The organism is Bradyrhizobium vignae, assembly GCF_900324035.1.
Lineage (GTDB): Bacteria > Pseudomonadota > Alphaproteobacteria > Rhizobiales > Xanthobacteraceae > Bradyrhizobium > Bradyrhizobium vignae.
In genome coordinates this window covers 3,504,273-3,528,677 of the sequence record NZ_LS398110.1, presented here as the reverse complement: position 1 = coordinate 3,528,677, position 24,405 = coordinate 3,504,273, and the positions used below count along the sequence as shown (strand labels likewise).

At 65.7% G+C, this 24,405-nt stretch carries 21 protein-coding genes; 17 read left to right on the top strand and 4 right to left on the bottom strand.

All coding sequences use genetic code 11. The annotated features are described in order from the left end of the window. The first annotated feature begins 186 nt into the window (after positions 1–186). From BRAD3257_RS17145 to BRAD3257_RS17110, 8 genes are all read left to right on the top strand, one after another. Positions 187–2,664, top strand: coding sequence for a PAS domain-containing hybrid sensor histidine kinase/response regulator (locus BRAD3257_RS17145; protein ID WP_122402783.1), 2,478 nt, complete (start codon positions 187–189; stop codon positions 2,662–2,664). A 151-nt stretch (positions 2,665–2,815) separates the two neighbouring features. Next, positions 2,816–3,256: an EamA family transporter gene (locus BRAD3257_RS17140; RefSeq protein WP_122406615.1), complete on the top strand. Its 441-nt coding sequence runs from the start codon at positions 2,816–2,818 to the stop codon at positions 3,254–3,256. 36 nt (positions 3,257–3,292) lie between these two features. Beyond that, entirely contained in the window at positions 3,293–4,747 is a 1,455-nt protein-coding gene (locus BRAD3257_RS17135; protein WP_122402782.1) for a sensor histidine kinase, read from the top strand. Beyond that, positions 4,732–6,096 carry a sigma-54-dependent transcriptional regulator gene (locus tag BRAD3257_RS17130; RefSeq protein ID WP_122402781.1) on the top strand — a complete coding sequence of 455 codons (1,365 nt, stop codon included), beginning with the start codon at positions 4,732–4,734 and terminating at the stop codon, positions 6,094–6,096. The genes BRAD3257_RS17135 and BRAD3257_RS17130 overlap by 16 nt, the downstream gene beginning before the upstream one ends. Positions 6,097–6,206: 110 nt before the next feature. After that, the gene (locus BRAD3257_RS17125) at positions 6,207–6,932 is read left to right on the top strand and encodes a hypothetical protein (protein ID WP_244607973.1); all 726 of its coding nucleotides are present in this window, start codon (positions 6,207–6,209) and stop codon (positions 6,930–6,932) included. Positions 6,933–6,967: 35 nt separating this feature from the next. Next, on the top strand, positions 6,968–7,579 hold the full coding sequence (locus BRAD3257_RS17120; RefSeq protein ID WP_122402780.1) for a hypothetical protein: 612 nt from the start codon (positions 6,968–6,970) through the stop codon (positions 7,577–7,579). 52 nt (positions 7,580–7,631) lie between these two features. After that, complete coding sequence (locus BRAD3257_RS17115) at positions 7,632–8,924, top strand: MFS transporter (RefSeq protein WP_122402779.1); 1,293 nt, start codon at positions 7,632–7,634, stop codon at positions 8,922–8,924. 2 nt (positions 8,925–8,926) lie between these two features. Further along, positions 8,927–10,177: an arsenic transporter gene (locus BRAD3257_RS17110; RefSeq protein ID WP_122402778.1), complete on the top strand. Its 1,251-nt coding sequence runs from the start codon at positions 8,927–8,929 to the stop codon at positions 10,175–10,177. A 9-nt stretch (positions 10,178–10,186) separates the two neighbouring features. Here the strand turns inward: BRAD3257_RS17110 and BRAD3257_RS17105 are convergent, their stop codons facing one another. Continuing rightward, complete coding sequence (locus tag BRAD3257_RS17105) at positions 10,187–11,551, bottom strand: MFS transporter (RefSeq protein ID WP_122402777.1); 1,365 nt, start codon at positions 11,549–11,551, stop codon at positions 10,187–10,189. Between the two features lie 24 nt (positions 11,552–11,575). Next, the gene (locus tag BRAD3257_RS17100) at positions 11,576–12,343 is read right to left on the bottom strand and encodes a GntR family transcriptional regulator (RefSeq protein ID WP_122402776.1); all 768 of its coding nucleotides are present in this window, start codon (positions 12,341–12,343) and stop codon (positions 11,576–11,578) included. Positions 12,344–12,533: 190 nt separating this feature from the next. Here BRAD3257_RS17100 and BRAD3257_RS17095 point away from each other — a divergent pair, with 190 nt between their 5' ends. From BRAD3257_RS17095 to BRAD3257_RS17085, 3 genes are read left to right on the top strand one after another with little or no spacing between them, the layout of a single operon-like run. Then, positions 12,534–13,733, top strand: a complete 1,200-nt coding sequence (locus BRAD3257_RS17095; RefSeq protein WP_122402775.1) for a mandelate racemase/muconate lactonizing enzyme family protein — start codon at positions 12,534–12,536, stop codon at positions 13,731–13,733. A 12-nt stretch (positions 13,734–13,745) separates the two neighbouring features. Continuing rightward, on the top strand, positions 13,746–14,513 hold the full coding sequence (locus BRAD3257_RS17090) for a glucose 1-dehydrogenase (RefSeq protein WP_122402774.1): 768 nt from the start codon (positions 13,746–13,748) through the stop codon (positions 14,511–14,513). Positions 14,514–14,533: 20 nt separating this feature from the next. Beyond that, complete coding sequence (locus BRAD3257_RS17085; protein WP_122406613.1) at positions 14,534–15,565, top strand: L-idonate 5-dehydrogenase; 1,032 nt, start codon at positions 14,534–14,536, stop codon at positions 15,563–15,565. Between the two features lie 66 nt (positions 15,566–15,631). On the opposite strand, the gene BRAD3257_RS17080 is transcribed toward BRAD3257_RS17085, so the two are convergent. Beyond that, positions 15,632–16,492, bottom strand: coding sequence for a DUF3280 domain-containing protein (locus BRAD3257_RS17080; protein ID WP_122402773.1), 861 nt, complete (start codon positions 16,490–16,492; stop codon positions 15,632–15,634). Positions 16,493–16,686: 194 nt separating this feature from the next. Between BRAD3257_RS17080 and BRAD3257_RS17075 the strand changes: the two genes are divergently transcribed. Further along, entirely contained in the window at positions 16,687–18,069 is a 1,383-nt protein-coding gene (locus BRAD3257_RS17075) for a sensor histidine kinase (protein WP_122402772.1), read from the top strand. After that, the gene (locus BRAD3257_RS17070; protein WP_122402771.1) at positions 18,066–18,728 is read left to right on the top strand and encodes a response regulator; all 663 of its coding nucleotides are present in this window, start codon (positions 18,066–18,068) and stop codon (positions 18,726–18,728) included. Before BRAD3257_RS17075 ends, BRAD3257_RS17070 begins: the two co-directional genes overlap by 4 nt. A 16-nt stretch (positions 18,729–18,744) precedes the next feature. Here the strand turns inward: BRAD3257_RS17070 and BRAD3257_RS17065 are convergent, their stop codons facing one another. Then, complete coding sequence (locus tag BRAD3257_RS17065) at positions 18,745–19,728, bottom strand: VOC family protein (protein WP_162500238.1); 984 nt, start codon at positions 19,726–19,728, stop codon at positions 18,745–18,747. Positions 19,729–19,874: 146 nt separating this feature from the next. On the opposite strand from BRAD3257_RS17065, the gene BRAD3257_RS17060 reads away from it, so the two are divergent. The 4 genes from BRAD3257_RS17060 (at position 19,875) to BRAD3257_RS17045 (ending at position 24,389) form a co-directional block, all read left to right on the top strand. Beyond that, the gene (locus tag BRAD3257_RS17060; protein ID WP_122402770.1) at positions 19,875–20,666 is read left to right on the top strand and encodes a DNA-binding transcriptional regulator; all 792 of its coding nucleotides are present in this window, start codon (positions 19,875–19,877) and stop codon (positions 20,664–20,666) included. A gap of 72 nt (positions 20,667–20,738) precedes the next feature. Then, positions 20,739–22,262 carry a bifunctional 3-(3-hydroxy-phenyl)propionate/3-hydroxycinnamic acid hydroxylase MhpA gene (gene mhpA, locus BRAD3257_RS17055; protein ID WP_122402769.1) on the top strand — a complete coding sequence of 508 codons (1,524 nt, stop codon included), beginning with the start codon at positions 20,739–20,741 and terminating at the stop codon, positions 22,260–22,262. A 21-nt stretch (positions 22,263–22,283) separates the two neighbouring features. Continuing rightward, the gene (locus BRAD3257_RS17050) at positions 22,284–23,162 is read left to right on the top strand and encodes a fumarylacetoacetate hydrolase family protein (RefSeq protein WP_122402768.1); all 879 of its coding nucleotides are present in this window, start codon (positions 22,284–22,286) and stop codon (positions 23,160–23,162) included. A gap of 15 nt (positions 23,163–23,177) precedes the next feature. Next, positions 23,178–24,389 carry an ABC transporter substrate-binding protein gene (locus tag BRAD3257_RS17045; protein WP_122402767.1) on the top strand — a complete coding sequence of 404 codons (1,212 nt, stop codon included), beginning with the start codon at positions 23,178–23,180 and terminating at the stop codon, positions 24,387–24,389. Positions 24,390–24,405: the final 16 nt, after the last annotated feature.

Genomic DNA, 24,405 nt, shown 5'->3' with positions numbered 1-24,405 from the left:
AGCCTCGTGGACGAGAGTTGGCGCGCCTCGCAGATACGCGCGCAGGGGGCGCGCCGTTCCAATCTCAGGAACAAAATAGCCGGCGGAGGCGTTCGTTCATACCCGTCGTAACCCGCGCCCGTCCCTGCATATTTCCGTCTGAGCGATGGCCATCACGCTCCGTCTGTGTGAATATCGGTCCGGCACGTGCGCACCCGCATGACAACGGCCGACGCCTTGAACGATCCCTTGCCCGAAACCATTGCTGCCGAAAGGCTGCGCCAGCACCTCGAAGACGTCGCGCGCGAGCGCGACAACGCCTATCGCGCGCTGCAGGAGCGCGAGGCCGAGCTCGCGCTCATCCAGCGCATCGGCAAGGTGGGCGGCGTCGAGGTCGACTTCCGCGAAGGATTCAAGAACCGCCGTTCGCCCGAATATCTGATGATCCATGGCCTGCCCCCAGAGGCCGCGGACGAGACGCACGAGGACTGGGTCAACCGCATCCATCCTGATGACCGCGACGCGGCGGTGAAGCACTTCTTCGAGGCGCTTTCCGGGACCAGCGAGGATTACACCGCCGAATACCGCATCATCCGCCCCAGCGACGGCGAGACCCGCTGGATCCGCGTCGTCGCCAAGATCGAGCGCGACAAGGACGGCCGCGCCATCCGCCTCGTCGGCGCCCACATCGACATCACCGACCAAGCGCTGGCGCGCGAGACGCTGCGCGAAAGCGAGGAGCGATTCCGGCTGATCGCCGACAGCGCGCCGGTGCCGATCTGGGTGACCAAGCTCGACCGCAAGCGGTCCTTCGCCAACCAGGCCTATGTCGATTTCCTCGGCCTGCCCTACGATCAAGCCATCGATTTCGACTGGCGCAAGGTGCTGCATCCCGACGACCTGCCGCACGTGCTGCAGCAATCCGTCCAGGGTGAGGCCTCGCTGAAGCCGTTCGTGCTGGAAGCGCGCTACAAGAACGCCAGCGGCGAATGGCGCTGGCTTCGATCGGAATCGCAGCCGCGCTGGGACCCCACCGGCAAGCATATCGGCTTCATTGGCGTCGCTCACGACATCACCGTCGCCAAGCAGGCCGAGATCGAGCTCAGGCAGCTCAACGAGACGCTGGAACAGCGCATCGCCCAGCGCACCGCCGAGCTCGAAGCCAACCAGGCGCGGCTGCGCGCGATCCTGGAGACCAGCAATCAGTATCAGGGCCTGGTCAATCTCAGGGGCGAACTGCTTTACGCCAACAAGACGGCACTCGACGGCATCAAGGCGAATTCCGCGGACGTGATTGGAAAACCATTTTGGGATACGCCCTGGTTCAGCGCGACGAAGGGCATGAGCACGCTGGTGCGCGAGGCTTTCCACACCGTACTCAAGGGCGAAGCGGTCCGCCTGGAGATGCGCCTGCGGCTGCCGATCGGCGAGCGCGATTTCGATTTCGGCATGCGCCCCGTGCTCGACCGCCACGGCAACATCACCGGTGCGGTGCCGGAGGCCGTCGACATCACCGAGCGTCGCCTCGGCGAGGAAGCGTTGCGTCAGTCGCAGAAGATGGAGGCGATCGGCCAGCTCACCGGCGGCGTCGCGCACGACTTCAACAACCTGCTCACCATCATCCGCTCGGCGACGGATTTCCTGCGCCGCCGCGAGCTGCCGGAAGAGCGCCGCCGCCGCTATGTCGATGCCATCTCCGAGACGGTCGAGCGCGCCTCCAAGCTGACCGCGCAGCTCCTGGCCTTCGCGCGGCGGCAGCCGCTGAAGCCGCAGATCTTCAACGTCGGCAGCCAGGTCGAGGGTGTGGCGCAGCTGGTCCGGCCGCTGGTCGGCGGAAGCATCGAGATTGCGGTGGAGGTTCAGGATGCCGACTGTTTCACGGTCGCCGACATCGCCCAGTTCGAGGCCGCGCTGATCAATCTCGCCATTAACGCCCGCGACGCCATGAATGGCGAAGGCCGCCTCAGCATCGCCGTGCGCAAGGTCCGGGGGATTCCGAGCCTGCGTGCACAAGCGGCGCGCGGCGGCGACTACGTCGCCATTTCGGTCACCGACACCGGCAGCGGCATCGCGCCGGAACATCTCGACCTGATCTTCGAACCGTTCTTCACCACCAAGGAGGTCGGCAAGGGCACCGGCCTCGGTCTCAGCCAGGCCTTCGGCTTCGCAAAGCAGTCCGAAGGCGACATCGCGGTGACGAGCATGCCAGGTCGAGGCGCGACCTTCACCATCTATCTGCCGCAGGCACAAAGCCCCGCCACCGACAAGGAAGCGGCGGCACTGACCAGCGAGGCTGCGACCACCGGGCGCGGCTACCGCGTGCTCGTGGTCGAGGACAATGACGATGTCGGCCAGTTCTCGACAGAGCTTCTGGAAGATCTCGGCTATGTCGTCCGCCGCGTCGCCAACGCCAATGCGGCGCTCGCGATCCTCAATGAGGACGAATTCGCCGTCGACCTCGTGTTCTCCGACGTCATCATGCCCGGCATGAACGGCGTCGAGCTCGCCGCAATCATCCGCGAGCGCTATCCGGGCCTGCCCGTGGTGCTCACCAGCGGCTACAGCAACGTGCTCGCCGAAAGCGCCCATCGCGGCTTCGAGCTGATCCAGAAGCCGTATTCCGTGGAATCGCTATCACGCATCCTGCGCAAGGCGATCACGGAGAAGTTGTCGGTGGCGCGGTGAATGTGATAGCGCACGACTCCGGCCACAAACTCCGTCATTGCGAGCGCAGCGAAGCAATCCAGACTGCCTCCGCGGCGAGACCCTGGATTGCTTCGCTACGCTCGCAATGACGGCGCGGGCGCGCCGTCCTGAAGCAATGGATATCGATAACATGAAACCTGCCCTCCTCTCCGCCTGGCAGACCTGGGCGCTGCTGTCCGCCTGCTTTGCGGCGCTGACTGCGATCTTCGCCAAGGTCGGCGTCGAGAACATCAACCCGGATCTCGCCACCTTCATCCGCACCATCGTGGTGCTGCTCGCCTTCTCGGTGCTGCTGTTCTTCACCGGACAATTCGTCGTGCCCTCGGCAGTCTCGCCGAAGACCTGGGTATTCCTGGTATTGTCAGGACTGGCAACCGGCGCCTCATGGCTGTGTTACTTCCGCGCGCTCAAGCTTGGGCCTGCAACGCTGGTGGCGCCGATCGACAAGCTCAGCGTCGTGCTGGTCGCCCTGTTCGCCTTCGCCTTTCTCGGTGAGCGGCCGACGGCGCAGGGCTGGGCCGGCATCGCCATGATCGGCGCCGGCGCGGTGCTGTTGGCAGTCAAATTTTGAGGTACTGATCGGGCGGATAGGTCCCAGGATGCAGCGATGGGCTCTCTTCGAATCCGACTGCTGGCTCTGTGGATCATGCTGGTCGTCTCCGGCATTGCGACCGGCTATCTGCTGTTCGAATCGTTCCAGCAGACCGCCAATGCACGCCTCGCACGGTCCGAGGAGCTGGTTGCCCGGGCCTGCCGCGATCTCGCCGACCGCTATCAATTCTTCGTCGCGGGTTGGAGCGGCGGGCCGATCGACGATCGACTCAAGAGCGAACTGACCGCCGTGACCCGGACCGCTCTCGCCGGCGCGGCCGGCATAGAAGGCGGCATCTGGCAAGCGAACGTCGGCTCGCTGGGCTATGCATTTCCGACCTATGAGGGAACCGGCCCGAAAACCGACCTGCCGTCGGCCGAGCAAAACACCATTGGTCAGGTCAACGCCGAGGCATTGCGTTCCGGACACCCTGCATCGATCCGGCAAGCCGGCCGATCGCAGGTCCTCATCGTGCATGCGTGCCCGTTGCGCGGGCCGCTGCAAGGGGTCACCGGCTGGACCATGACGCGCGTCTTTACCGCCCAGGGACCTGCTTATAATCAATTGCTGGCCGGACTCGTCGTTCTGGCACTGACGATCTTCGGATCGGCCGTCTGGCTCGCCCGGCTGCTCTACACTTGGTCGCGCAACATCGCGCTGATCGAGCGCGCCCTTGACGACCGGCGGGATGGTGTCGTCGATCTGCCGAAGCTTGCGCGCACAGGCACGCCCGAGCTCGATCGGCTTGTGGATGCACTGAACGCGACTGGTGAGCGTCTCTCGCTCGAGCGCCGGCGCGCCGCAAGCGCGGAGCGGCTTGCCGCGCTCGGCCGCCTGTCGGCCGGCCTTGCACATGAGATTCGCAATCCGATCGCCGCAATGCGCCTGAAGGCGGAGAACGCGCTCGCCGTTGCCGACGGCTCACGCAGCAACGCGGCTCTCGGGACCATCCTGCAACAGGTTGACCGGCTCGACATCCTGTTGCGGGATCTGCTGGATATGACCCAGGCGCACGAACCGAAACTTGCGGAGGTGGATCTCGCATCTTTCATCGACAACGCCGTGGACGCCCATCGCGAGCTCGCGGCCGCCAAGGACCTGATCCTGACTGCGGGAACCGAGGGCGCATGCTCGGAGTTGCCGAGGTTCGACCCCTTCCAGATGCAGCGCGCGTTGGACAATCTCATTCTAAACGCCATCCAGAATTGTCCACCCGGCGGCTCCGTGGCGGTCGAAGCCCGTCGTCGGGATGGCCGCCTGATCCTGCGGGTTGCCGACACCGGCACCGGCATTTCCAACGAGCTGCGCGAACGCCTCTTCGAGCCATTTGTCACCGGCCGCGCCGACGGGACCGGCCTCGGCCTCGCCATCGTGCGCGAGATCGCGCGAAATCATGACGGCGAAGCACGGCACGTAGCGACCCCGCGCGGCGCGACGTTCGAGATCGAGGTGCCATGGCGACCGTGCTGATTGTCGATGACGATGCCGCGCTGCGCGACGGTCTGGCCGAAGCGTTGACCGATCTCGGCCATACCGCTCGCCTGGCGGCGTCCGGCCGGGAGGGCCTGGCCGCGCTCGGCGACGATATCGACGCCGTGCTGCTCGATCTGCGCATGCCAGGCGGCATGGACGGGATCGAGGTGCTGCGCCGGATCCGGTCGGCCCATAATGCGCCACCGGTCGTGGTGTTGACCGCCTTTGCCAGCGCCGCGAACACGATCGAGGCCATGAGGCTCGGCGCCTTCGACCATCTCAGCAAGCCAATCGGACGAGACGATCTGAGCGACTTGCTGAACCGCCTCCCCAAACGCTCGCATTCGATCGTAGAGCCCGCGCCGGATGCGGGTGACGGTCTGATCGGATCAAGCGAGGCGATCCGCCAGGTTCAGAAAGCAATCGGGCTTGCGGCCGACAGCGATGCGACCGTCCTGATTCACGGCGAGACGGGCAGCGGCAAGGAGCTGGTGGCGCGCGCACTCCATACCTACGGCAAACGCAAGGATGGTCCGTTCATCGCGGTCAATTGCGCCGCCATTCCCGAGGACCTGCTCGAGAGCGAACTGTTCGGTCATGTGAAGGGCTCCTTCACGGGCGCGACTGCGGACAGGACCGGCGCGTTCCGCGATGCCGCCAACGGCACCCTGTTCCTCGATGAGATCGGCGACATGCCGCTCGCCATGCAGGCGAAGATCCTGCGCGCCCTCCAGGAGCAACTCGTTACTCCCGTGGGCGGCAAGCCGGTGCGCACCACCGCGCGCATCGTCACCGCGACGCATCGCGATCTGGCCAAGCTCGTCGCGGCGAAGGAGTTTCGCGAGGACCTCTACTACCGGCTCAACGTGGTGCCGATTGCGATTCCGCCGCTGCGGGAGCGCGCTGCGGATATCCTTCCTCTGGCCGAGCACTTCCTTGCTCGCGTTGCCGTCCCAAGCGGACGGCACAAGCAGCTCACCGCCGCGGCGGTCGCGAAGTTGCAGCGGCATGGCTGGCCCGGCAACGTCCGCGAGCTTCGCAATGTGATCGAGCGGGCCTACATCCTGACCCGCTCCGACGTGATCGGGAGCGACGACATCGACACCAGCCGTGCCGGCGTGCTGCCGGCAGATTCTCCTCCTGATGCGGACCTTCCGGCCGCAGTCGCGCAGCTCGAGAAGATGATGATTCTGCGCGCGCTGGATGCGTGCGGCGGCAACCGGACGGAAGCCGCGCGGCGGCTCGGCATCAACCGCCAGCTCCTCTACACCAAGATGCAGCGCTACGGGATTGCTGTCGAGGCGTCAGAAAACCTGACGGGCCGTGTCAGCAAAGACGACGAATAATCCCGGCGTCATCGCGACAACTCCTTTGAGATCAACGACCTCGCGACTGGCACACCGCTTGCCAAAGCTTGGCCAAGCGACATCGTCGCGAAATCGAAAGGAGTTGTTCCATGAAGACAGCACGCATGCGATGGCGGCTCCGTGCACTGCTCGCCAGCACGGCGATCGGCCTCAGTGCGGCCGCCTACGCGCAGAGCACGGGCCCCGTCTGGGATTCCTCGCAGCTTCCGGAGTCACGCGGCACCGTCAAGCAATACACGCTGACGCCGCGCGGCGACGTCGATGGCGTCATCCTGACCGATGGCACCGAGGTGAAGCTGCCGCCGCACCTGACGGCACAAACGGTGTTCTCGATCCGCCCGGGCGACCAGGTCTCGATTCGCGGCTTGCGGGCTCGTGCGGTGGCCTTGGTCGATGCCGCATCGATCACCAATGTCACCACCGGCCGCAGCGTCGTCGACAGCGGCCCGCCTGACCGACGCGATCGCAGTCAGGACCAGCCGATCAGTGGCAGGATCGCCGCGCCGCTGCACGGCAAGCGCGGCGAAGTCAACGGCGCGCTGCTCGAGGACGGCACCGTGCTGCGCCTCCCCCCGCCAGAGGCAGAGCGTTTGCAGGACTGGCTGCGGCAGGGTCAGCCCGTCTCGGTGCGCGGCGCTATTCTCGATACGCCACTCGGCAGAGTGGTCGACGTGCGGGCGATCGGAAGCTCGCCGGAGCAGATGAGCGAGCTTGCCGGCGCCCGGCCGCCTCGCGGTCCTGCGGATGGACCCGACCGGCGCGCACCGCCTCCGCCCGGCTTTGGTCCTCCACCTCCTCCACCTCCGCGCAGCTAGCGTGTCCATTCAACCAACCGAGAAAGGAAAGCACCATGCATTGGATCGATCCCGCCTGCCTGCCCGAGGTCGAGGGCATCTTCGAGCGCTTCATCCTTAATCCCCACGGGGAGGTCGATGGCTTCATCATGAAGCCGGACGGGCGGACCGCAATCCTGGTCCACGCGCCACCGCACCTGGAGAGCGAGCTGACACGCCATCTTTCATCCGGCGACGCCGTTCGCGTTCGCGGCGTGCGGCCGCGCAGGGCCGATCTGCTCGCAGCCGTCGCCATCACGTCGTCGGGTGGACGACAGATCATCGACGAGGGCCCGGAGCCCGACCGCAAACGTCCAAAGCTCAAGCATCAGCCGATGACCGCCGAAGGCAGCGTACGGATGTCTCTGTTCGGCCCGAAGGGCGAGCTTCGCGGCGCACTGCTTTCCGACGGCGTCGTTCTCCGCATCGGGCCCAAGGAAGCCGAGAGCGCCGCACCGCTGCTCGCGCCGGGTGCAAAAGTCGCCGCGCGCGGTGATGGAGCAGAGACCCGACATGGCCGGGTGATCGAGGTGCTGGAGATCGGACCAGGCCTGCATGCGCTGAAGCCTGTCAAGAAGCCGAAACCCAAAGACAAGCCCAAACCCGACGCCGAGGCCCGTGCGGTCTGAGCAGGGCGCTCGCGGCGAGGACGAAACGTGCCGCATTTGACTGGAGGCTGTCGTGTCCACACATGCAGATCGCAGACGCGCCAGCCGCGCGCTGGATGCGGCCAACTTCTTCCTCGCCGACGTCCGCGATGGTCTCGGTCCCTATCTTGCCGTCTATCTCCTCACGGAGCAGCGGTGGGACGAGGCCCGCATCGGTATGGTGATGTCGGTCGCCGCGCTCGCCGGCATCCTCGCGCAGACGCCGGCGGGGGCGCTGATCGATTCAACCAAGGCCAAGCGTCCGGTGATGGCCGTCGCATCCATTCTGGTGACGGTCGCCTCACTGATGCTGCCACTCTTTCCATGCTTTGTGCCGGTCGCCCTCTCGCAAAGTATAGCGCATGCGGCCAGCGTGATTTTCCCGCCGGCCCTCGCCGCCGTGTCGCTCGGTACAGTCGGCCACCACGCCTTCACCGCGCGGATCGGACGCAACGAGACGTTCAATCATGCGGGCAATGCCGTGGCGGCGGCGATCGCGGGTATCGGGGCCTACCATTTCGGCCCGAACGTCGTCTTCTACCTGCTCGGCGCCATGGCGACCGCGAGCCTCGTCAGCATCCTTGCGATCCCTGAAGGCGCCATCGACCACGACCTGGCCCGCGGGCTGCACGATGCGGTTGCGGGCAGCGAGCGCGAACAGCCATCAGGTCTCGGCGTGCTCCTGACCTGTCGCCCCCTTCTCGTCTTCGCGATCTGTGTGGTTCTGTTTCACCTCTCCAACGCCGCCATGTTGCCGCTGGTTGGGCAAAAGCTCGCTCTTCAGGACAAGAACATCGGCACCAGCCTGATGTCGGCCTGCATCGTCGCGGCGCAAATTGTGATGGTGCCGTTCGCGATGTTGGTCGGCGCCAGGGCCGACAATTGGGGGCACAAGCGCTTCTTCCTCGCCGCATTGCTGATCCTGCCTGTTCGGGGGGCGCTTTACACGCTCTCTGACAATCCGTTCTGGCTCGTCGGCGTGCAGCTTCTCGACGGCATCGGCGCCGGTATCTTCGGCGCGATCTTCCCCGTCATCGTGGCCGACCTCATGCGCAACACCGGCCGCTTCAACGTGGCGCAGGGCGCGGTCATCACCGCCCAGAGCATTGGAGCTGCGCTCTCGACAACGCTCGCCGGCTTCGTCGTGGTCGGTGCGGGCTACGATGCGGCCTTCATTGCGCTCGGCACGGTCTCGGCGATCGGCGCCCTCATCTGTGTCCTCGCCTTGCCCGAGACGCGGCATGGCACCTTGCGGCCGCAGGGAGAAGACAGCGGCTCCAGCATCGGCTATCGCTGCCGAATGATCCCGTTCCGCATTGAGGACTGAACGTGCCATCTGACGCCATCTGGGCCTGGAGCATCATCGTAGCCGCGACCGCAGGCGTCATCATCCGCCCGTTTCGCATGCCCGAGGCGATCTGGGCCGTCATCGGCGCCGCCGTGCTGGTGGTGCTTGGCTTCCTGCCCTGGCATGACGCGCTCGTCGGCATCGAGAAGGGCCTCGACGTTTATCTCTTTCTGATCGGCATGATGCTGATCGCCGAGCTGGCGCGGCTCGAAGGCCTGTTCGATTATCTTGCCGCGTTCGCGGTCGGGCATGCGCGCGGCTCGCCGCAGCGGCTGTTCTTGTTGATCTATCTGGTCGGGACATTCGTGACGGTGCTGCTCTCGAACGACGCAACCGCGATCGTGTTGACGCCCGCCGTCTATGCCGCGACGCGCGCGGCCGGCGCCAAGCCACTCCCCTACCTCTTCGTCTGTGCCTTCATTGCCAATGCCGCAAGCTTCGTGCTGCCGATCTCCAATCCGGCCAACCTCGTCGTGTTCGGCAAGAACATGCCGCATCTGGGGACCTGGCTGCGGCAGTTCGCTCTGCCGTCGCTCGCCTCGATTGTTCTCACCTACGTCGCACTACGCCTTGCCCTGCGTCGCGAGCTGAGGGACGAGACCATCGAGACGCGGGTGCCTCATCCCAAACTCAGCCGCGGCGGCCTGTTGACGGCCTACGGCATCGGCGCCATCGGTATCGTGCTGATCTGGGCCTCGGCCCTCGACCTGCAATTGGGGCTGCCGACCTTCATCTGCGGCGTGGCGACGGCAGCGATCGTGCTGCTGATCAGCCGGCAATCGCCTTTGCCCTTGCTGCACGGTGTCTCCTGGAGCGTGCTGCCGCTGGTCGGCGGGCTCTTCGTCATGGTGGAAGCGCTGGTGAAAACCGGCGTGATCGCCCAGCTGAGCGCGCTGCTGCACCAAGCTGTGGCGCAGTCCGCGACGGAGGCTGCCTGGAGCGTCGGCATTGCCACCGCGCTGGCCGACAACGTCGCCAACAATCTGCCGGTCGGCCTCGTCGCCGGCTCGGTGGCCGCCAGCGATCACCTGCCCGCATCCGTCGTCAGCGCCATCCTGATCGGCGTCGATCTCGGCCCCAATCTGTCGGTGACCGGCTCGCTCGCCACCATCCTTTGGCTGGTCGCGCTCCGGCGCGAGAAGATCGAGGTCGGCGCCTGGCCTTTCCTCAAGCTCGGTCTGCTGGTGACGCCGCCTGCTCTGATCGCGGCCTTGGCGGCCGCGATCGGGTAGCATTCTCTCCTAGTCGTTCTCGTAGCCGTAGACTTCCGGCAGAATGAAGATCGCGGCGAGCAATCCGATCAGCGGGAAGACTGCGACGAACAGCGTGGCGTTGGCCTGCCCGATCGCCGCGAACAGCGACGGGAACAGGAAGATCGCCAGGAATGACGGCAGCTTCACGAACATGTAGGCGAAGCCGCTGGCGGTGCCGCGATATTTCGGCTTGGCGACCATGGTCGGGATCGTCATGCAGTTCGAGGCGTCCCAGTAATGGCCCCACAGCATCGCGGCGGCCGCGAACGGCAGCAGCATCTTGTTGTCGGTGTAGAGCGCGAAGGCCGCGACGAGCAGCGATACCAGCACGATCGAGAAACCGGCGATCGAGATGCCGCGATGGCCGATCTTCGGCGTCAGCAAGGGTCCGACCCAGCCCGACAGCGCCGCGAAGGCAAATAGCGCCATCGTCACCAGATTGTTGCCGAGAATTGACGAAACGCCGACCATCGCGAACAGCACCGGCAGGTAGAACGCGAAGGTCGAAAACTCGCTTGCTTGCATGAAGCAGGCGATCCAGCCGTAGACCGTCGCGCGCCAGCGGATCGGATCCTTCTTGAGGTCGGCGAGGAAGGCGCCAGTCGAGACCTTCGGCACCACAACATCTTGGTCCGGCAGCATGTCGAGATTGTCGTTGAACATCTCGCGCGCGACCTGCTTGGCCTCGCGATAGCGGCCCTTCTGCACCAGCCAGACCGCCGTCTCCGGCACGTCATGGCGCATGATGAGGATGATCAGCGCCGGCACCGCGCCGAGGCCGAGCGTGACGCGCCACAGCATCTCGTGGTTCATGTCGACCAGGAGGAAGATCACGATGACGCCGATGGTCAGGACCTCGCCGACCGCAAACATGAACTGCCAGCGGTTGCCCATGACCTCGCGCTCGCCCTTGGCCATGGATTCCATGATGTAGGTGTATCCGGTCGAGATGTCCGAGCCCAAGGGAATGCCGAGCAGGAAGCGGATGACCACCAGCCAAGCAACGTTCGGCACGAAGGCCTGCGCCAGCGCCAGCACGATGAACATCACCATCGTCACCAGGAACATCACGCGGCGGCCGATCTTGTCGGACAGCCAACCGCCGAGCAGCGCACCGATCAGGGCGCCGCCTTGCGTGCCGGCCGCGGCAAGGCCGAGCATCAGCGGATCGGGATTGTACTGCTCCTTGATGAAGATCAGCACGAAGGCGATCGAATAGAGGTCCCAGGCCTCGACCAGGATCGAGGCCATCATCAGCCAGCCGACCTTGTTGCCCTTGGGACTGTAGTTCGTGATGAGGTAGCGGACCGCGGCTTCGCTCGCGGTCGGTTTTGCCATCGCCATCGTTGCCATTCTTCTTCCTTTCTTCAGAACTCTCTACGCGCCGAGCAGCGGCTCGATGCTGCAATCGAGCAGGCGCGGATCGATCCCCGCTTCCATGCCCGTGAACATCTCGCCCATGTAGTCGATCAGGGCATCGCTCGCCTTCACCGCGTCCTCGACGCGGCGGTTGGCGACGGCTGCGAGAATGGCGAGATGATGATCGATCGTGCCCGATAGATCGGCCTGCCCCGGCATGAAGCGATGGTGGATGTAGCCGATGCGGCGATACAGCGTGTGCAGCGGCCGCAGCGTATGCACCAGGAACGGCTCGCCCGCGGCCTCCAGCACCAACGCATCGATCCGACGGTCGAGGCTGTTGAATTCGTCGAGGGTCAGGCTGGCGCGGCGCTCGCGCAACAGGCGCTCGATGTGCAGCGCCTGATTGCGATGCGACAGGCTGGCGCGATCGGCCGCAAGGCGGATCACGAAGCGCTCCATGTCGCGGCGTAACGCCAGCAGCATGCGCTCGCGCGCCAGGTCGATCGGGGCGATGTGCAGGCCATGACGAGGCCGGATGATGATGAGAGTGTCGGCCGAGAGACGATTGACGGCGTGATGCACCGGCGTGCGGCCGAAGCCCGTGATCTGCTGCAATTCCAGCATCGTCAGGAACTGGCCGGGCTTGAGCTCGCAATGCACCAGGAGCTCTTCGATCCTCTGATAGGCCAACTCGAAAAAGTTGAGACGGTTGCTCCGGGAGGGCCTGCCTCCGCCGTCATCCTCGTTTCTCACCACCTCGAGCGCGCGCTTGCGCCGTGCCATGTCGTCCTCCCGTAAACCCGCGTTCTCGTGCAGGTGCGCCTTGGCAGGTGGCGCCTTGTTGGTGACGTCCTAAAACATGTTGTGATATATTACAAGCGGGCGTAAAGACTGCGGCCGGGCGCGCCGCGATTGGCCGCGCGGAAATGACAATAAACGGGCGGGCTATGCCCCCGACGGGAGGACTGTTGCCGTGAAGATCACGTCGATCGAGACCCTGCGCACCGAGGAATTCTCCAACGTCATCTGGGTCCGCATCCACACCGACACGGGTGTGATCGGGCTCGGCGAAACATTCTACGGCGCCGGCGCGGTCGAGGCGCAGATCCACGACACCTTTGCCGGCCGCCTGCTCGGCCGCAATCCGCTGCACATCGAAGCGATCCATCGCGACATGCTGAACCTGCCGATGGCGCAGTCCTCCACCGGCGTCGAGTATCGCGCGGCCTCCGCCATCGACATCGCGCTGTGGGATTTGTTCGGCAAGGTCTGCAATCAGCCGGTTCACCAGATGCTCGGCGGCCTCTGCCGCGACAAGCAGCGCATCTACAACACCTGCGCCGGCACGCAATATGTCCGCTCCACCAATATCAGCCCGGTTGCGAACTGGAATCTCGGTGCTTCCAAGGGACCTTATGAGGATCTCGACGGCTTCATGAATCGTGCCGATGCGCTGGCCGAAAGCCTCCTGGAAAGCGGCATCTCCGCGATGAAGATCTGGCCGTTCGATCCGGCGGCACAGGAAAACAAGGGCCTCTACATCACCGCAGCGCAGATGAAGCAGGCGATCGAGCCGTTCGAGAAGATCCGCAAAGCGGTCGGCGACAAGATGGAGATCATGGTCGAGCTCCACTCGCTGTGGAATCTGCCGACCGCCAAGCAGATCGCGCGCGCGCTCGAGCCGTACAAGCCGACCTGGTACGAAGACCCGATCCGGATGAACTCGCCGCAGGCGCTGGCCGAATATGCCCGCTCGACCGACGTCTGGGTCTGCGCCAGCGAGACGCTGGGCTCGCGCTTCCCCTACAAGGACATGCTCGACCGCGACGCCATGCATGTGGTGATGGCTGATCTGTGCTGGACCGGCGGCCTCACCGAGGGCCGCAAGATCGCGGCGATGGCCGAGACCTATCACCGGCCTTTTGCTCCTCATGACTGTATTGGCCCGATCGGCTTCATCGCCGCCATCCACATGTCTTTCAGCCAGCCCAACACCTTGATCCAGGAATCGGTGCGCGCCTTCTACAAGGGCTGGTACAATGAGCTCGTCACCACGATGCCTGTGATCAAGGACGGTTACGTCTATCCGATGGAAGGACCGGGTCTCGGCGCCGACCTCCTGCCCGCCGTATTCGAGCGCTCCGATCTCATCGTGCGCCGCTCCAACGTCTAAGGATTCCTCGAGATGAGCACTTCCCTCTTCGACCTTTCCGGCCGCACCGCGCTCGTGACCGGCTCCTCCCGCGGCCTCGGCCGTGCCATTGCCGAGGGCATGGCCAGGGCCGGCGCCAGGATCATCGTCAACGGCGTCGATGCCAAGCGTGTCGAGCAGGCCGTCGCCGAGTTCCGTGCCGCCGGACATCAGGCCGAGGGCGCCGCCTTCAACGTCACCGACGAGCCGGCGATCGTCGCGGCCTTCAACGACTTCGACAAGAAGGGCATCATGGTCGACATCGTCGTCAACAATGCCGGCATCCAGCACCGCAAGCCGCTCGTCGAGTTCAGCACCGACGAATGGCGCAAGGTGATCGAGACCAATCTCACCAGCGCCTTCGTGATCGGCCGCGAGGCGGCCAAGCGCATGATCCCGCGCAAGCGCGGCAAGATCATCAATATCGGCTCGCTCGGCAGCGAGCTCGCGCGCCCCACCATCGCGCCCTACACCGCGGCCAAGGGCGGCATCAAGAACCTGACCCGCTCGATGGCGGTGGAATGGGCCCAGCACGGCATCCAGGCCAATGCGATCGGCCCCGGCTACATGCTGACCGACATGAACGAGGCGCTGGTCAACAATACCGATTTCAACAATTGGCTGATGGGCCGCATTCCCTCCAAGCGCTGGGGCAAGCCGGACGAACTGGTGGGCGCCGCGATCTTCCTGGCGTCCGACGCTTCCACCTACGTCAACGGCCAGATCATTTATGTCGATGGCGGCATGATCGCCGCGATGTGACCGCGAACAAGGAGCAAGCCATGCGCGCCGTCGTCATCCATGCCCCGAAGGACCTGCGGATCGACAACTACCCCGATCCGACGCCCGGCCCCGGCGAGGTCCGCGTCAAGATCGCCAATGGCGGCATCTGCGGCTCTGACCTGCACTACTACCATCATGGCGGTTTCGGCGTCGTGCGCATCCGAGAGCCGATGGCGCTGGGGCATGAGATCGCGGGCGTTGTCGCCGCGGTTGGTGACGGCGTCAGCGCTGTGAAGGCTGGCACCCGCGTCGCGGTCAATCCGAGCAGGCCTTGCGGGGCGTGCCTGCATTGCCAGGAAGGCATGCGCAACCAGTGCCTCGACATGCGCTTCCTCGGCAGCGCGATGCGCTTTCCCCATGTGCAGGGCGGCTTTCGCGAATTCATCACGGTCGATGCGGCGCAGGCCGTGCCGATCGCGGACAAGCTCTCGCTGGCGGAAGCCGCGGTCGCCGAACCGCTTGCGGTGTGCCTGCACGCCGGCAGGCAGGCCGGTCCCCTGCTGGGCAGGCGCGTGCTGATCACTGGCTGCGGTCCGATCGGCGCGCTGATGATTTTGGTGTCGCGTTTCGGCGGCGCATCCGAGATCGTGGTGACTGACGTCGCCGACGCGCCGCTTGCCGTCGCGAGAAGACTCGGTGCGACCCACGCCATCAACGTCGCGACCAACGCCGCCGCACTCGATCCCTGGCGCGCCGGCAAGGGCGTGTTCGACACGCTGTTCGAGGCCTCCGGCAACCAGGCAGCGCTCCGCACCGCGCTCGACGTGCTCAGGCCCGGATCGACGCTGGTGCAGCTCGGTCTCGGCGGCGAGATGACGCTGCCGATCAACTCCATCGTCGCCAAGGAACTGCAGCTCCGCGGCACCTTCCGTTTCGATCCCGAGTTCGAGCTGGCGGTGCGCCTGATGGGCGAAGGGCTGATCGACGTCAAGCCGCTGATCACGGCGACCATGCCGTTCGAGAACGCGGTCGCCGCGTTCGAGCTCGCCAGCGACCGCTCGCAATCGATGAAGGTGCAGCTGACGTTCTGAAGTGCGACGACGGCGGTTTACCTCTCCCGTAGGGAGAGGTAATGCAAGCACCGCACACGATAGGCGCTACTGGCTATCGATCAGCCGTTCGCTCACCAGCCGCACCGCCCCGCGCTTCCAGGAATAGTCCGCGCCCATGCGCAGGCCGCTGTCGCCGCGCGCCAGCACCGCGCCGGTCCTGGCATCGCGAAGCTGGAAGCCGAGCGTGTATTCGGTGCGGCTGACGCGGCGCACCACGCCGATCAGTGACTGATCCGCACCGAGCTTCTGCGCAATGGAGGCCTCGCACCCGCCGCAATCGCGCAAAGCGCCCGCCTTCCCCGCCTCTCCGCCGATATCGACGATCCGGTAGCGGCCGGATTGGCCGAGCGCCTCGCGCACACCGCCGGTGACCTCGGCCAGGTGCGAGGCGTCTGAACCGGCTGACGCGCCCGCTGAGGCGGCGGTCATGTCCTCGAGCTCGAAATCGAACACTGCAAGCGCGGCCGGCGCAGGCATGCCCAGCGCCGCGATGACCTCGCGGGACACGAAGACCTCGGCGCGCCTCCATGATTCATCATTGTCGCCGCGGAAGCTGTAGAGCTTGTCCATCACGAGCTTCTTGGCGCCAACGTCGATCACGGCGACCTTCGCCCACTGCACCAGCGTGCTCGTCTTCTGGATACCGCCGATCACCTTGAACGCCGCTCCGTTCTGGGCGGACGGCACCAGCCGATAACGCCCACCCTCGCTGATATCTCGTCTGAGCGCGGCCATGAACGCCACTAGCCGCCGCTCGTGGGCGGCAGTCTGGTTGGTCGGCTCGGCCGACGTATCGGTATAGCTGAAATCGTCCACGGCTACGCCAATGGCGCCCTCGGCATCGGCCCGCGCATAAGAGAGGACGAGCAGCAGAAAGGCGGAGAGGATCGGCCGGAAGCGGTGCATGGACGGACCTCATGGGATGGAGCACCCCGCAAATCTGGACGGGTCGCCCGACACCGTGCAGCCGTGACCGTCCCGACGAAGGCCGGGAAAATTTCACGACATTGCACCGCGGTAAGGCTGGAACGCTTCCCGCCGCTGGCGTTCTGCCGTTTAATGAGGGCGCGACAAACCCGTTCGCACCAAGGTGCAAGCCGATGTGGAATCGCCCGAGGTTCGATCTCAAGGTCCGTCTGACGCTGCGCGTGGCCGCGATATCGGCCGCCTGCTTCGCCGCGATCTCCGCCTATTTCCTTGTTTCAGCCGATAGCGCTGCGCATGCGCGCATCGACGGGATCGCCGCCATCGTGGCGAAGACACTCGAGCTGCAACAGGGCAAGATCCAGTGGGTGGCGAGCCCCCGCTCGGACTTTCCGAACCTCGACCCGGTTTCGGCCCATGTGATGACGCCGGGCCTGTGTCTTGGCTTCCGTAGCCCGAGCGGCGACATGCTGCAGCGCTTCTGCAGTGGCGCGCCTGCCCCGGCGAGCCCGCCGCCGCACGCCTTCGCCGCCTTCTATCGCAGCCTGTTCGACCCCGGCCGCGAGGCGGCGCGGCCGGTGATCGTGCGCGGCACCAAGCTCGGCGAGACCGTGGTCTCGGTCGATCCGGCCGTGCAGACGGCCGAGGCCTGGCACGAGGCCGGCCGTCTGATGATCGCGCTTGCGATCGCACTGCCGCTGCTCTGCGGGCTGATCTATGCCGCACTGGCCCGCGCCCTCCGCCCCACCCGCATGATCGGCAACGGCCTCGAGCGGATCGCCGCCGGTGACCTCACGACGCGGCTGCCGCCCTTCGATCTCGCCGAGCTCTCCGCCATCCGCGACGTCTTCAACCACCTCGCAGAAAGCCTCGACACCGCGCTTGCAGAACGCAACGAGTTGACGCGTAAATTGATCGCGCTCCAGGACGAGGAGCGCCGCCATCTCGCGCGTGAGCTGCACGACGAGTTCGGGCAATCGCTCGCTGCGATCCGGGCGCTGGCCGCGTCCGCCCGCCAGACTGCGGCACAGGACTGTCCCGGCCTGCTGGGCGAATGCGACAGCATTGCCCGCACCGCGACCGGCATGATGGAGACGCTGCGCGGCGCACTATTCCGATTGAGGCCCCCCGATGTCGACGAGCTCGGGCTCGTTGCCAGCCTCGAAGGCCTTGTGTCGGGGTGGAACGGCCGCAGCCGCGGCCAGACCCGCTTCGATATCCGGTTCGACGGCGCCTTCGAGAGCGTGCCCGCCTCCGTCAGCGCCAATCTCTATCGCATCGTGCAGGAGGCGCTCACCAATGCGGCCAAGCACGCCGGTGCCACGAAGGTCAGTCTGCATCTGACGATGTCCGAAAGCCAGATCGCGCTCGCGGTCGAGGACGACGGCCGGCCGAACGAGGCTGCCGTCAAATCCGGCATGGGCCTGCTCGGCATGCGCGAGCGCGTCGCCGCGCTTTGCGGCCGGCTGAGCTTCGAGACCGGCCCTGACGGCTCGGCGCTGCGCGTGTTCATTCCGCTCGCGGCCGCCGATCGGCAGGCGCTGGAGCACGCGGCATGAGCGCGACTGAAGCGACCATCCTGCTGGTCGACGACCATTCCGTCGTCCGCGAGGGCTATCGCTCCGTGCTGCAGAAGCAGCCGGGATTGCGCGTCGTCGCCGAGGCGGCCGACGGTGCGGAGGCCTATCGTCTGTACAAATCCGAGGCGCCCGACCTCGTCATCATGGACCTCAGCATGCCCGGCATCGGCGGCATCGAGGCCGTCAGGCGGATCAGGCAGTGGGACAAGGCGGCGCGCATCCTCATCTTCACCATGCATGAGAATGCCGGCTTTGCCGTGCAGGCGATCCGCGCCGGTGCAAGGGGCTACGTCACCAAGACCAGTCCGCCCGAGACGCTCGTGCGCGCGGTGAAGGACGTGCTCGCCGGCAAGATCGCCATCAGTCCCGACATCGACCACGAGCTCGCGCTCAGCCGCATCAGCGGCGAGAGCTCGGCCGCCGACGTGCTGACGCCGCGCGAATTCGAAGTGCTGCGGCTGCTGCTCGCCGAGAACACGACGGAGGAGATCGCCGAGACGCTGCATGTCAGCCCGAAGACGGTGGCGAACCTGCATTCCCTGATCAAGGACAAGCTCGGCGTCGGCTCCGACATCGAGCTGGTCCGGCTCGCGCTGCGCCAGGGATTGCTGACGCAGGTCGATCTCGGCGAGGCCTGAGCCGTGCTGCCGCAGATCATTCGCGTGCGATCACCGAATCCAGCCATGCGCAATTCAGAGGTGGCACGCGCGGGTCGGCGACGCGCACGCCGCGCGCGGCCGCATCGAGTCGCATGTCGCGCAATCGCTTGCGCTGCTCTTCGGGCATATGGAGCCGCTCGTGGCCCCACAGGGAGGGCCCATCAAAGGTCTCGTGCGGCTGCCAGGTCTCGGGATTGATGACGCGTCCGCCCCAGCCGTATTCGATGAAGAAGCCGGACGGCGTATTTACGTAGAACGAGGTCATGTGGTCATTGGTGTGCCGACCCAGCGTGTAGGCGATGCGCCCCTCGTCCATTTGCGCGAGGTCGTAGCCCTGCCCGACATCATCGAGGCTGCCGAGCTCGACCATGAAGTGATGCATCGCCTTCCGTCCCGAGCCGACCATCGCAAAGGAGTGGTGGCGGCCATTAACGTGGAAGAAATAAAGCCCGTAAGGCTTCAGCCCAAAATCGGACACGTGAAAGCCGAGCACGTCGCGATAGAACGGCAACAGCGGCTCGACGTCCTCGACGTTGAGCACGACATGCCCCATGCCAAGCGCTCCGGTGCGGAAACCCGAGATCGGCCGGCCCGGCCTAAACGGCTCGCTCGCAAGCTCCGGCCGGCAAAAGGCTTCCAGCCGGTTGTCGGCGGGATCGGCAAACGCGATCAGCTCGGCGACATGCCGCTCGTCGGCGAGCGCGCGCGAGCCGCGCGCGACCTTGACGCCGTGGCTTTCCAGCCGGCCCGCCAACCGATCCAGTTCAGCGGTCGACGGCACCTCCCAGCCCATCACGGCCAGCCCCGCATCGCTGCTGCCGTCGACGATCAGCCGCTGCTTGCGGTCGTCCATGCGGAAGGCGCGCATCCTGCCGCCGCGATCGACCTGCTGCATGCCGAGCAGCCCGGTCGCCATCCGGCTCCATTGGTCGAGCTGCGACGAGTTGATCCCGATATAGCCGAGCGCGGTGATTTCCATCGACGTTCTCCCAAGGGCATCGCACCCGCTGCACTGCGGCGAGCTTGATACCGGCCGCGCACGATCCTACGGTAACGTCCCCGCAATCGCTTCGCGCTCGAAGACGATAATCGCGCAGCCGTGCGCCACAAGGGAGGAAATACAAGGTGTCCAAGGTGCGGACGCGGAACGGCCAGCCGCGGCAATCCGAGGGCGTCCGCGCCTTCAAGCGCGGGCTCGACGTGCTGCACGAGGTCAACCGCTCCGGCGGCATCCGCGCCGGCGACGTTGCCCGCGCGCTCGACCTGCCCCGACCCACCGTCTACCGCCTGCTCGAAACCCTGGAGGAACTCGGGTATATCGCCCGCAGCGCCAGCGATGACCGATTTCGAGTCACCCGGCGCGCGCTGAGCCTCGGCGACGGCTATGATCCCGGAGTGGTGATCTGCCAGGCGGCGGCACCTTATCTCGCCGATCTTAGCAAGAAACTGGTCTGGCCGGTCGATCTCTCCACCTATGAGAACGCGGCGATGGTCGTGCAGGAGACCACGCATTCGCGCAGCCCGCTCTCGATCGATCGCGGCATGATCGGCAAGCGCCTGCCGATGCTGCGCACGTCTGCGGGCCGCGCCTATCTCGCCGCGTGCCCTGCGCGCGAACGCGATCTCATCATCAATCACCTCCGCCGCATCGATGAGGCCGACGACCGCCCCTTCCTCGACCAGGGCCGGCTCGACCGCATGATCGCCGAGACTGCCGCGCGAGGTTACGCAATCCGCAGCGAGGGCGAATACAATCCCAAGACGGCTTCGATTGCCGTTGCCATCGTGCGGGACGGCAGCGTATTCGGCTGCATCTCAATCATCTGGATCCGCTCGGCGCTGGGGATCGAGGAAGCGGTCGCGCAGTTCGCGAGCCAGCTGCTGGAAACGGCGTCCGCCATCCCTGTCGCGGGATAGAGGCCGTCCGCTGGGCGGACAGTTGGCGCGCCGGCGTTGAAGGTCCGGCCCTGCTTGGGGAAGAGATACCCCATGCAAGATAAATCCGCCCCTGAAGAGTTTGACGTCGTCATCGTCGGCCGCGGCCCGGTGGGCGCCACGCTCGCCAACCTGCTCGGCCTGTGCGGCGTGCGGACGCTGGTGCTGGAGCGCGAGGCGCGCACCTATCATTTGCCGCGCGCGGTGCATTTCGATGATGAATGCATGCGCGTGTTCCAGACCATCGGGCTTGCCGATGCGATCCTGCCGCATGTCATTCTCAGTCCCGGCATGCTCTTTCTCGATGCAGCCGGCCGCATGCTGCTGGATTGGTCCCGTCCGCAGACGCTGACGCCGATGGGCTGGCATCTCAGCTACCGCTTCCACCAGCCCGATCTGGAGGACGTGCTGATCGCCGGCCTCGCCCGCTGGCCGCACGTCACCTTGCGCAGCCGCTGCGACGTGTTCGCGCTGGACCAGGACGCGGCCGGCGTGCGCGTTCGCTACGAGGACCTCTCCAACGGGAGGCTCAGCGATATCCGCGCCGGTTACGTGATCGGCTGCGACGGCGCCCGTTCTCTCGTTCGCCGCTTCATCGGCTCGGGGATGGACGATCTCGGCTTCCACGAGCGCTGGCTCGTGATCGACGTCCTGCTCAAGCGGACGCGCGATGACCTCGGCGACTACAGCCTCCAGCATTGCGATCCCCGGCGGCCGGCAACCTACGTGCGCGGCACCGGCACGCGACGGCGCTGGGAGATCACCGTGCTCCCGCATGAGGATTCCCAGGAGGTGGCGCAGCCGGCAAAGGTCTGGGAGCTGCTGTCGCGCTGGGTCACCCCCGACGATGCCGAACTCGAGCGCGCCGCGGTCTACACGTTTCATTCCGTCATCGCTCAGCAATGGCGCAACGACCGGCTGCTGCTTGCCGGCGATTCCGCGCACCAGACCCCGCCCTTCCTCGGCCAGGGCATGTGCGCCGGCATCCGCGATGCCGCCAACCTCGCCTGGAAGCTCGCCGGCGTCATCCGCGGCGAAGCGAGCTCCGATCTCCTCGACACCTATCAGAGCGAACGGCTGCCGCACGTGCGCGAGTTCATCGAGCTCGCCATTCGCCTCGGCGGTGTCATCAACACCAAGGCGATCGAGGCCGGCCTTGCAGCCGGACAAGCGCGCGAGAACGCGCCGGTCAGGCTGGAAGTGAAGAAGCCGCTGCTCGGCCCCGGACTCGCTTTCGGCGACCTGCCGCTCGCCGGACATCTCGCACCGCAATTCATGCTCGGCGACGAGCGCCGCAGCGACGACCGGACCGGCTACCATCATGTGTTGCTTGTCGAGACCGCGGCCGCACTGCCGTCGCACCTGGCGCTGTCGCAGGCCGGGATCGAGATCCTCACCAGTGACGATGCCGAAGGCATCGGACCCTGGCTGCGCGAACGCGGCATCATCGCCGCACTGGTTCGTCCCGACCGCTACATCCGCGGCACCGCCCGCAACGAGACCGAGCTCGAGCGGCTCGCCGCCGCGGTCATTCCTGAAACCCAAATTCCTTCAGCCCAGACGCCGTCCGCGGCCTGATCGAACCCACAAGGACATCTCATGAAGCTGCTCTCATTCATCGCCGACGGACGCGCCTCCTTCGGAGCCCTCAAGGACAATGGCGTCGTCGATCTCGGCGCCCGCATGCCGGCCTGCAGCACGCTGCGGCAGCTGCTCGAAGCCGGACGCCTCGCCGAGGCGGCAAGGCTGGCCGTCTCCGTGGCGCCCGATCATTCGCTCGACAAGATCAGCTTCGCGCCGGTGATCCCCGATCCCGGCAAGATCATCTGCGTTGGCCTCAACTATCGCGATCACGTGGCCGAGACCGGCCGTACCATCACCGAAAAGCCGGCCCTGTTTGCCCGCTTCGCCTGTAGCCAGGTCGGCCATTTCCAGCCCATTGTGAAGCCGAAAGTGAGCGACGACTTCGACTATGAAGGCGAACTCGCGCTCGTGATCGGCAAGGCGGGCCGTCACATTCCGGCCGACCGCGCGTTCGACTACGTCGCCGGCTATTCCTGCTACAACGAAGGCAGCATCCGCGACTGGCAGCGCCACACCAGTCAATTCCTCGCCGGCAAGACCTTTGCCGACAGCGGCAGTTTCGGTCCGTGGCTGGTGACGACGGACGAGATTCCCGATCCTTCAAAGCTCACCCTGCAGACCCGGCTGAACGGCAACGTCGTGCAGGACACCACGACGGATCTCCTGATCACCGCCATCCCCGAGCTGATCGCCTACATCTCCACCATCTGCCCACTCTTGCCCGGCGACGTCATTGTTACGGGCACGCCGGGCGGTGTCGGCGCCAAGCGCACACCGCCGCTGTGGATGCGCCCCGGCGACACGGTCGAAGTCGAGATTTCCGGCATCGGCACCTTGCGCAACACGGTGATCGCCGAACCAGCTCGACCGTCAACACCGATCAATCAACGATAGACTTAAGGAAACGCCATGGGCACGACCCGCACCACCTCCCCCGCAATCCTGCTGATTACACTCGCTCTCGCGGGCTCCGCTGCGCGGGCCGAGATCAAGGGCGACGCCATCCGCATCGGCGTCCTCACCGACATGAACGGCGTGTTCGCGACCGCCATGGGCCCGGGCTCGGTCGAAGCGGCGCGGATGGCCGCGGAGGAGTTCGGCGGCAAGATCAAGGGCAAGCCAATCGAGATTTTGCAGGCCGATCACCAGAACAAGCCGGATCTCGCCGCATCCCTCGCGCGCAAGTGGTTCAGCGACGGGGTTCAGGCAATCGCCGATGGCGGCAGCTCCGGCGCGGCACTTGCGGTGCAAGAGCTGGTGCGCGGCAACGGCAAGATATTCCTCGTCTCCGGCGCCGGCGCGAACCAGCTGACTGACGAAGCGTGCGCCCCAACCAGCGTGCAATGGACCCAGGACGCCTATTCCACGGCGACCGCCGTGGTCTCCGGCATCATGCAGACCAGCAAGGAGCCCTGGTTCTTCATCACCGGCGACTACGCCTTCGGCCATTCGATCGAGGCGACCGCGCGCGACCGCATCGCCGCGCTCGGCGGCAAGGTCGCCGGCAGCGTCAAAGCGCAGCTCGGCACGCCCGATTACAGCTCATTCCTGCTCCAGGCACAGTCGTCGGGCGCCAAGATCCTGGCCATCAACGTTGCCGGCGATAACGCAACCGCGATCAAGCAGGCCGAGGAGTTCGGGCTCGCCGATCAAGGCATGAAGATTGTGCCGATGTCGTTCCAGAACGTTGACATCGAGGCCGTGGGCCTGAAGGCCACGCGCGGTGATCTCATCGTCACCTCGTTCTTCGAGGATGTCTCGCCGGCAGCCCGGAAATTCTCCGATGCGTTCTATGCTCGCCGCAAGGCGATGCCGTCGCAGATCCAGGCCGGCGTCTATTCCGCCGTGCGCCACTATCTGCAAGCCGTGAAGGACATCGATTCCGACGAGGGCCCTGTCGTGATGGCCAAAATGAGGGCGATGCCGGTATCTGACGCCTACACCACTAACGGCCGCATTCGCGAGGACCAACGCATGGTGCACGATCTCTATCTGGTGCAGGTCAAGACTCCGGAGGAATCCAGGGGCCCGTGGGACTTCGTCAAGCTGGTCGCGACGATCCCGCCGGACCAAGCCTTTCGTCCGCTCGATCGTAGCAAATGCAGCCTGGTCGGCAAGTAAAGCGTTTTCAAGCGCA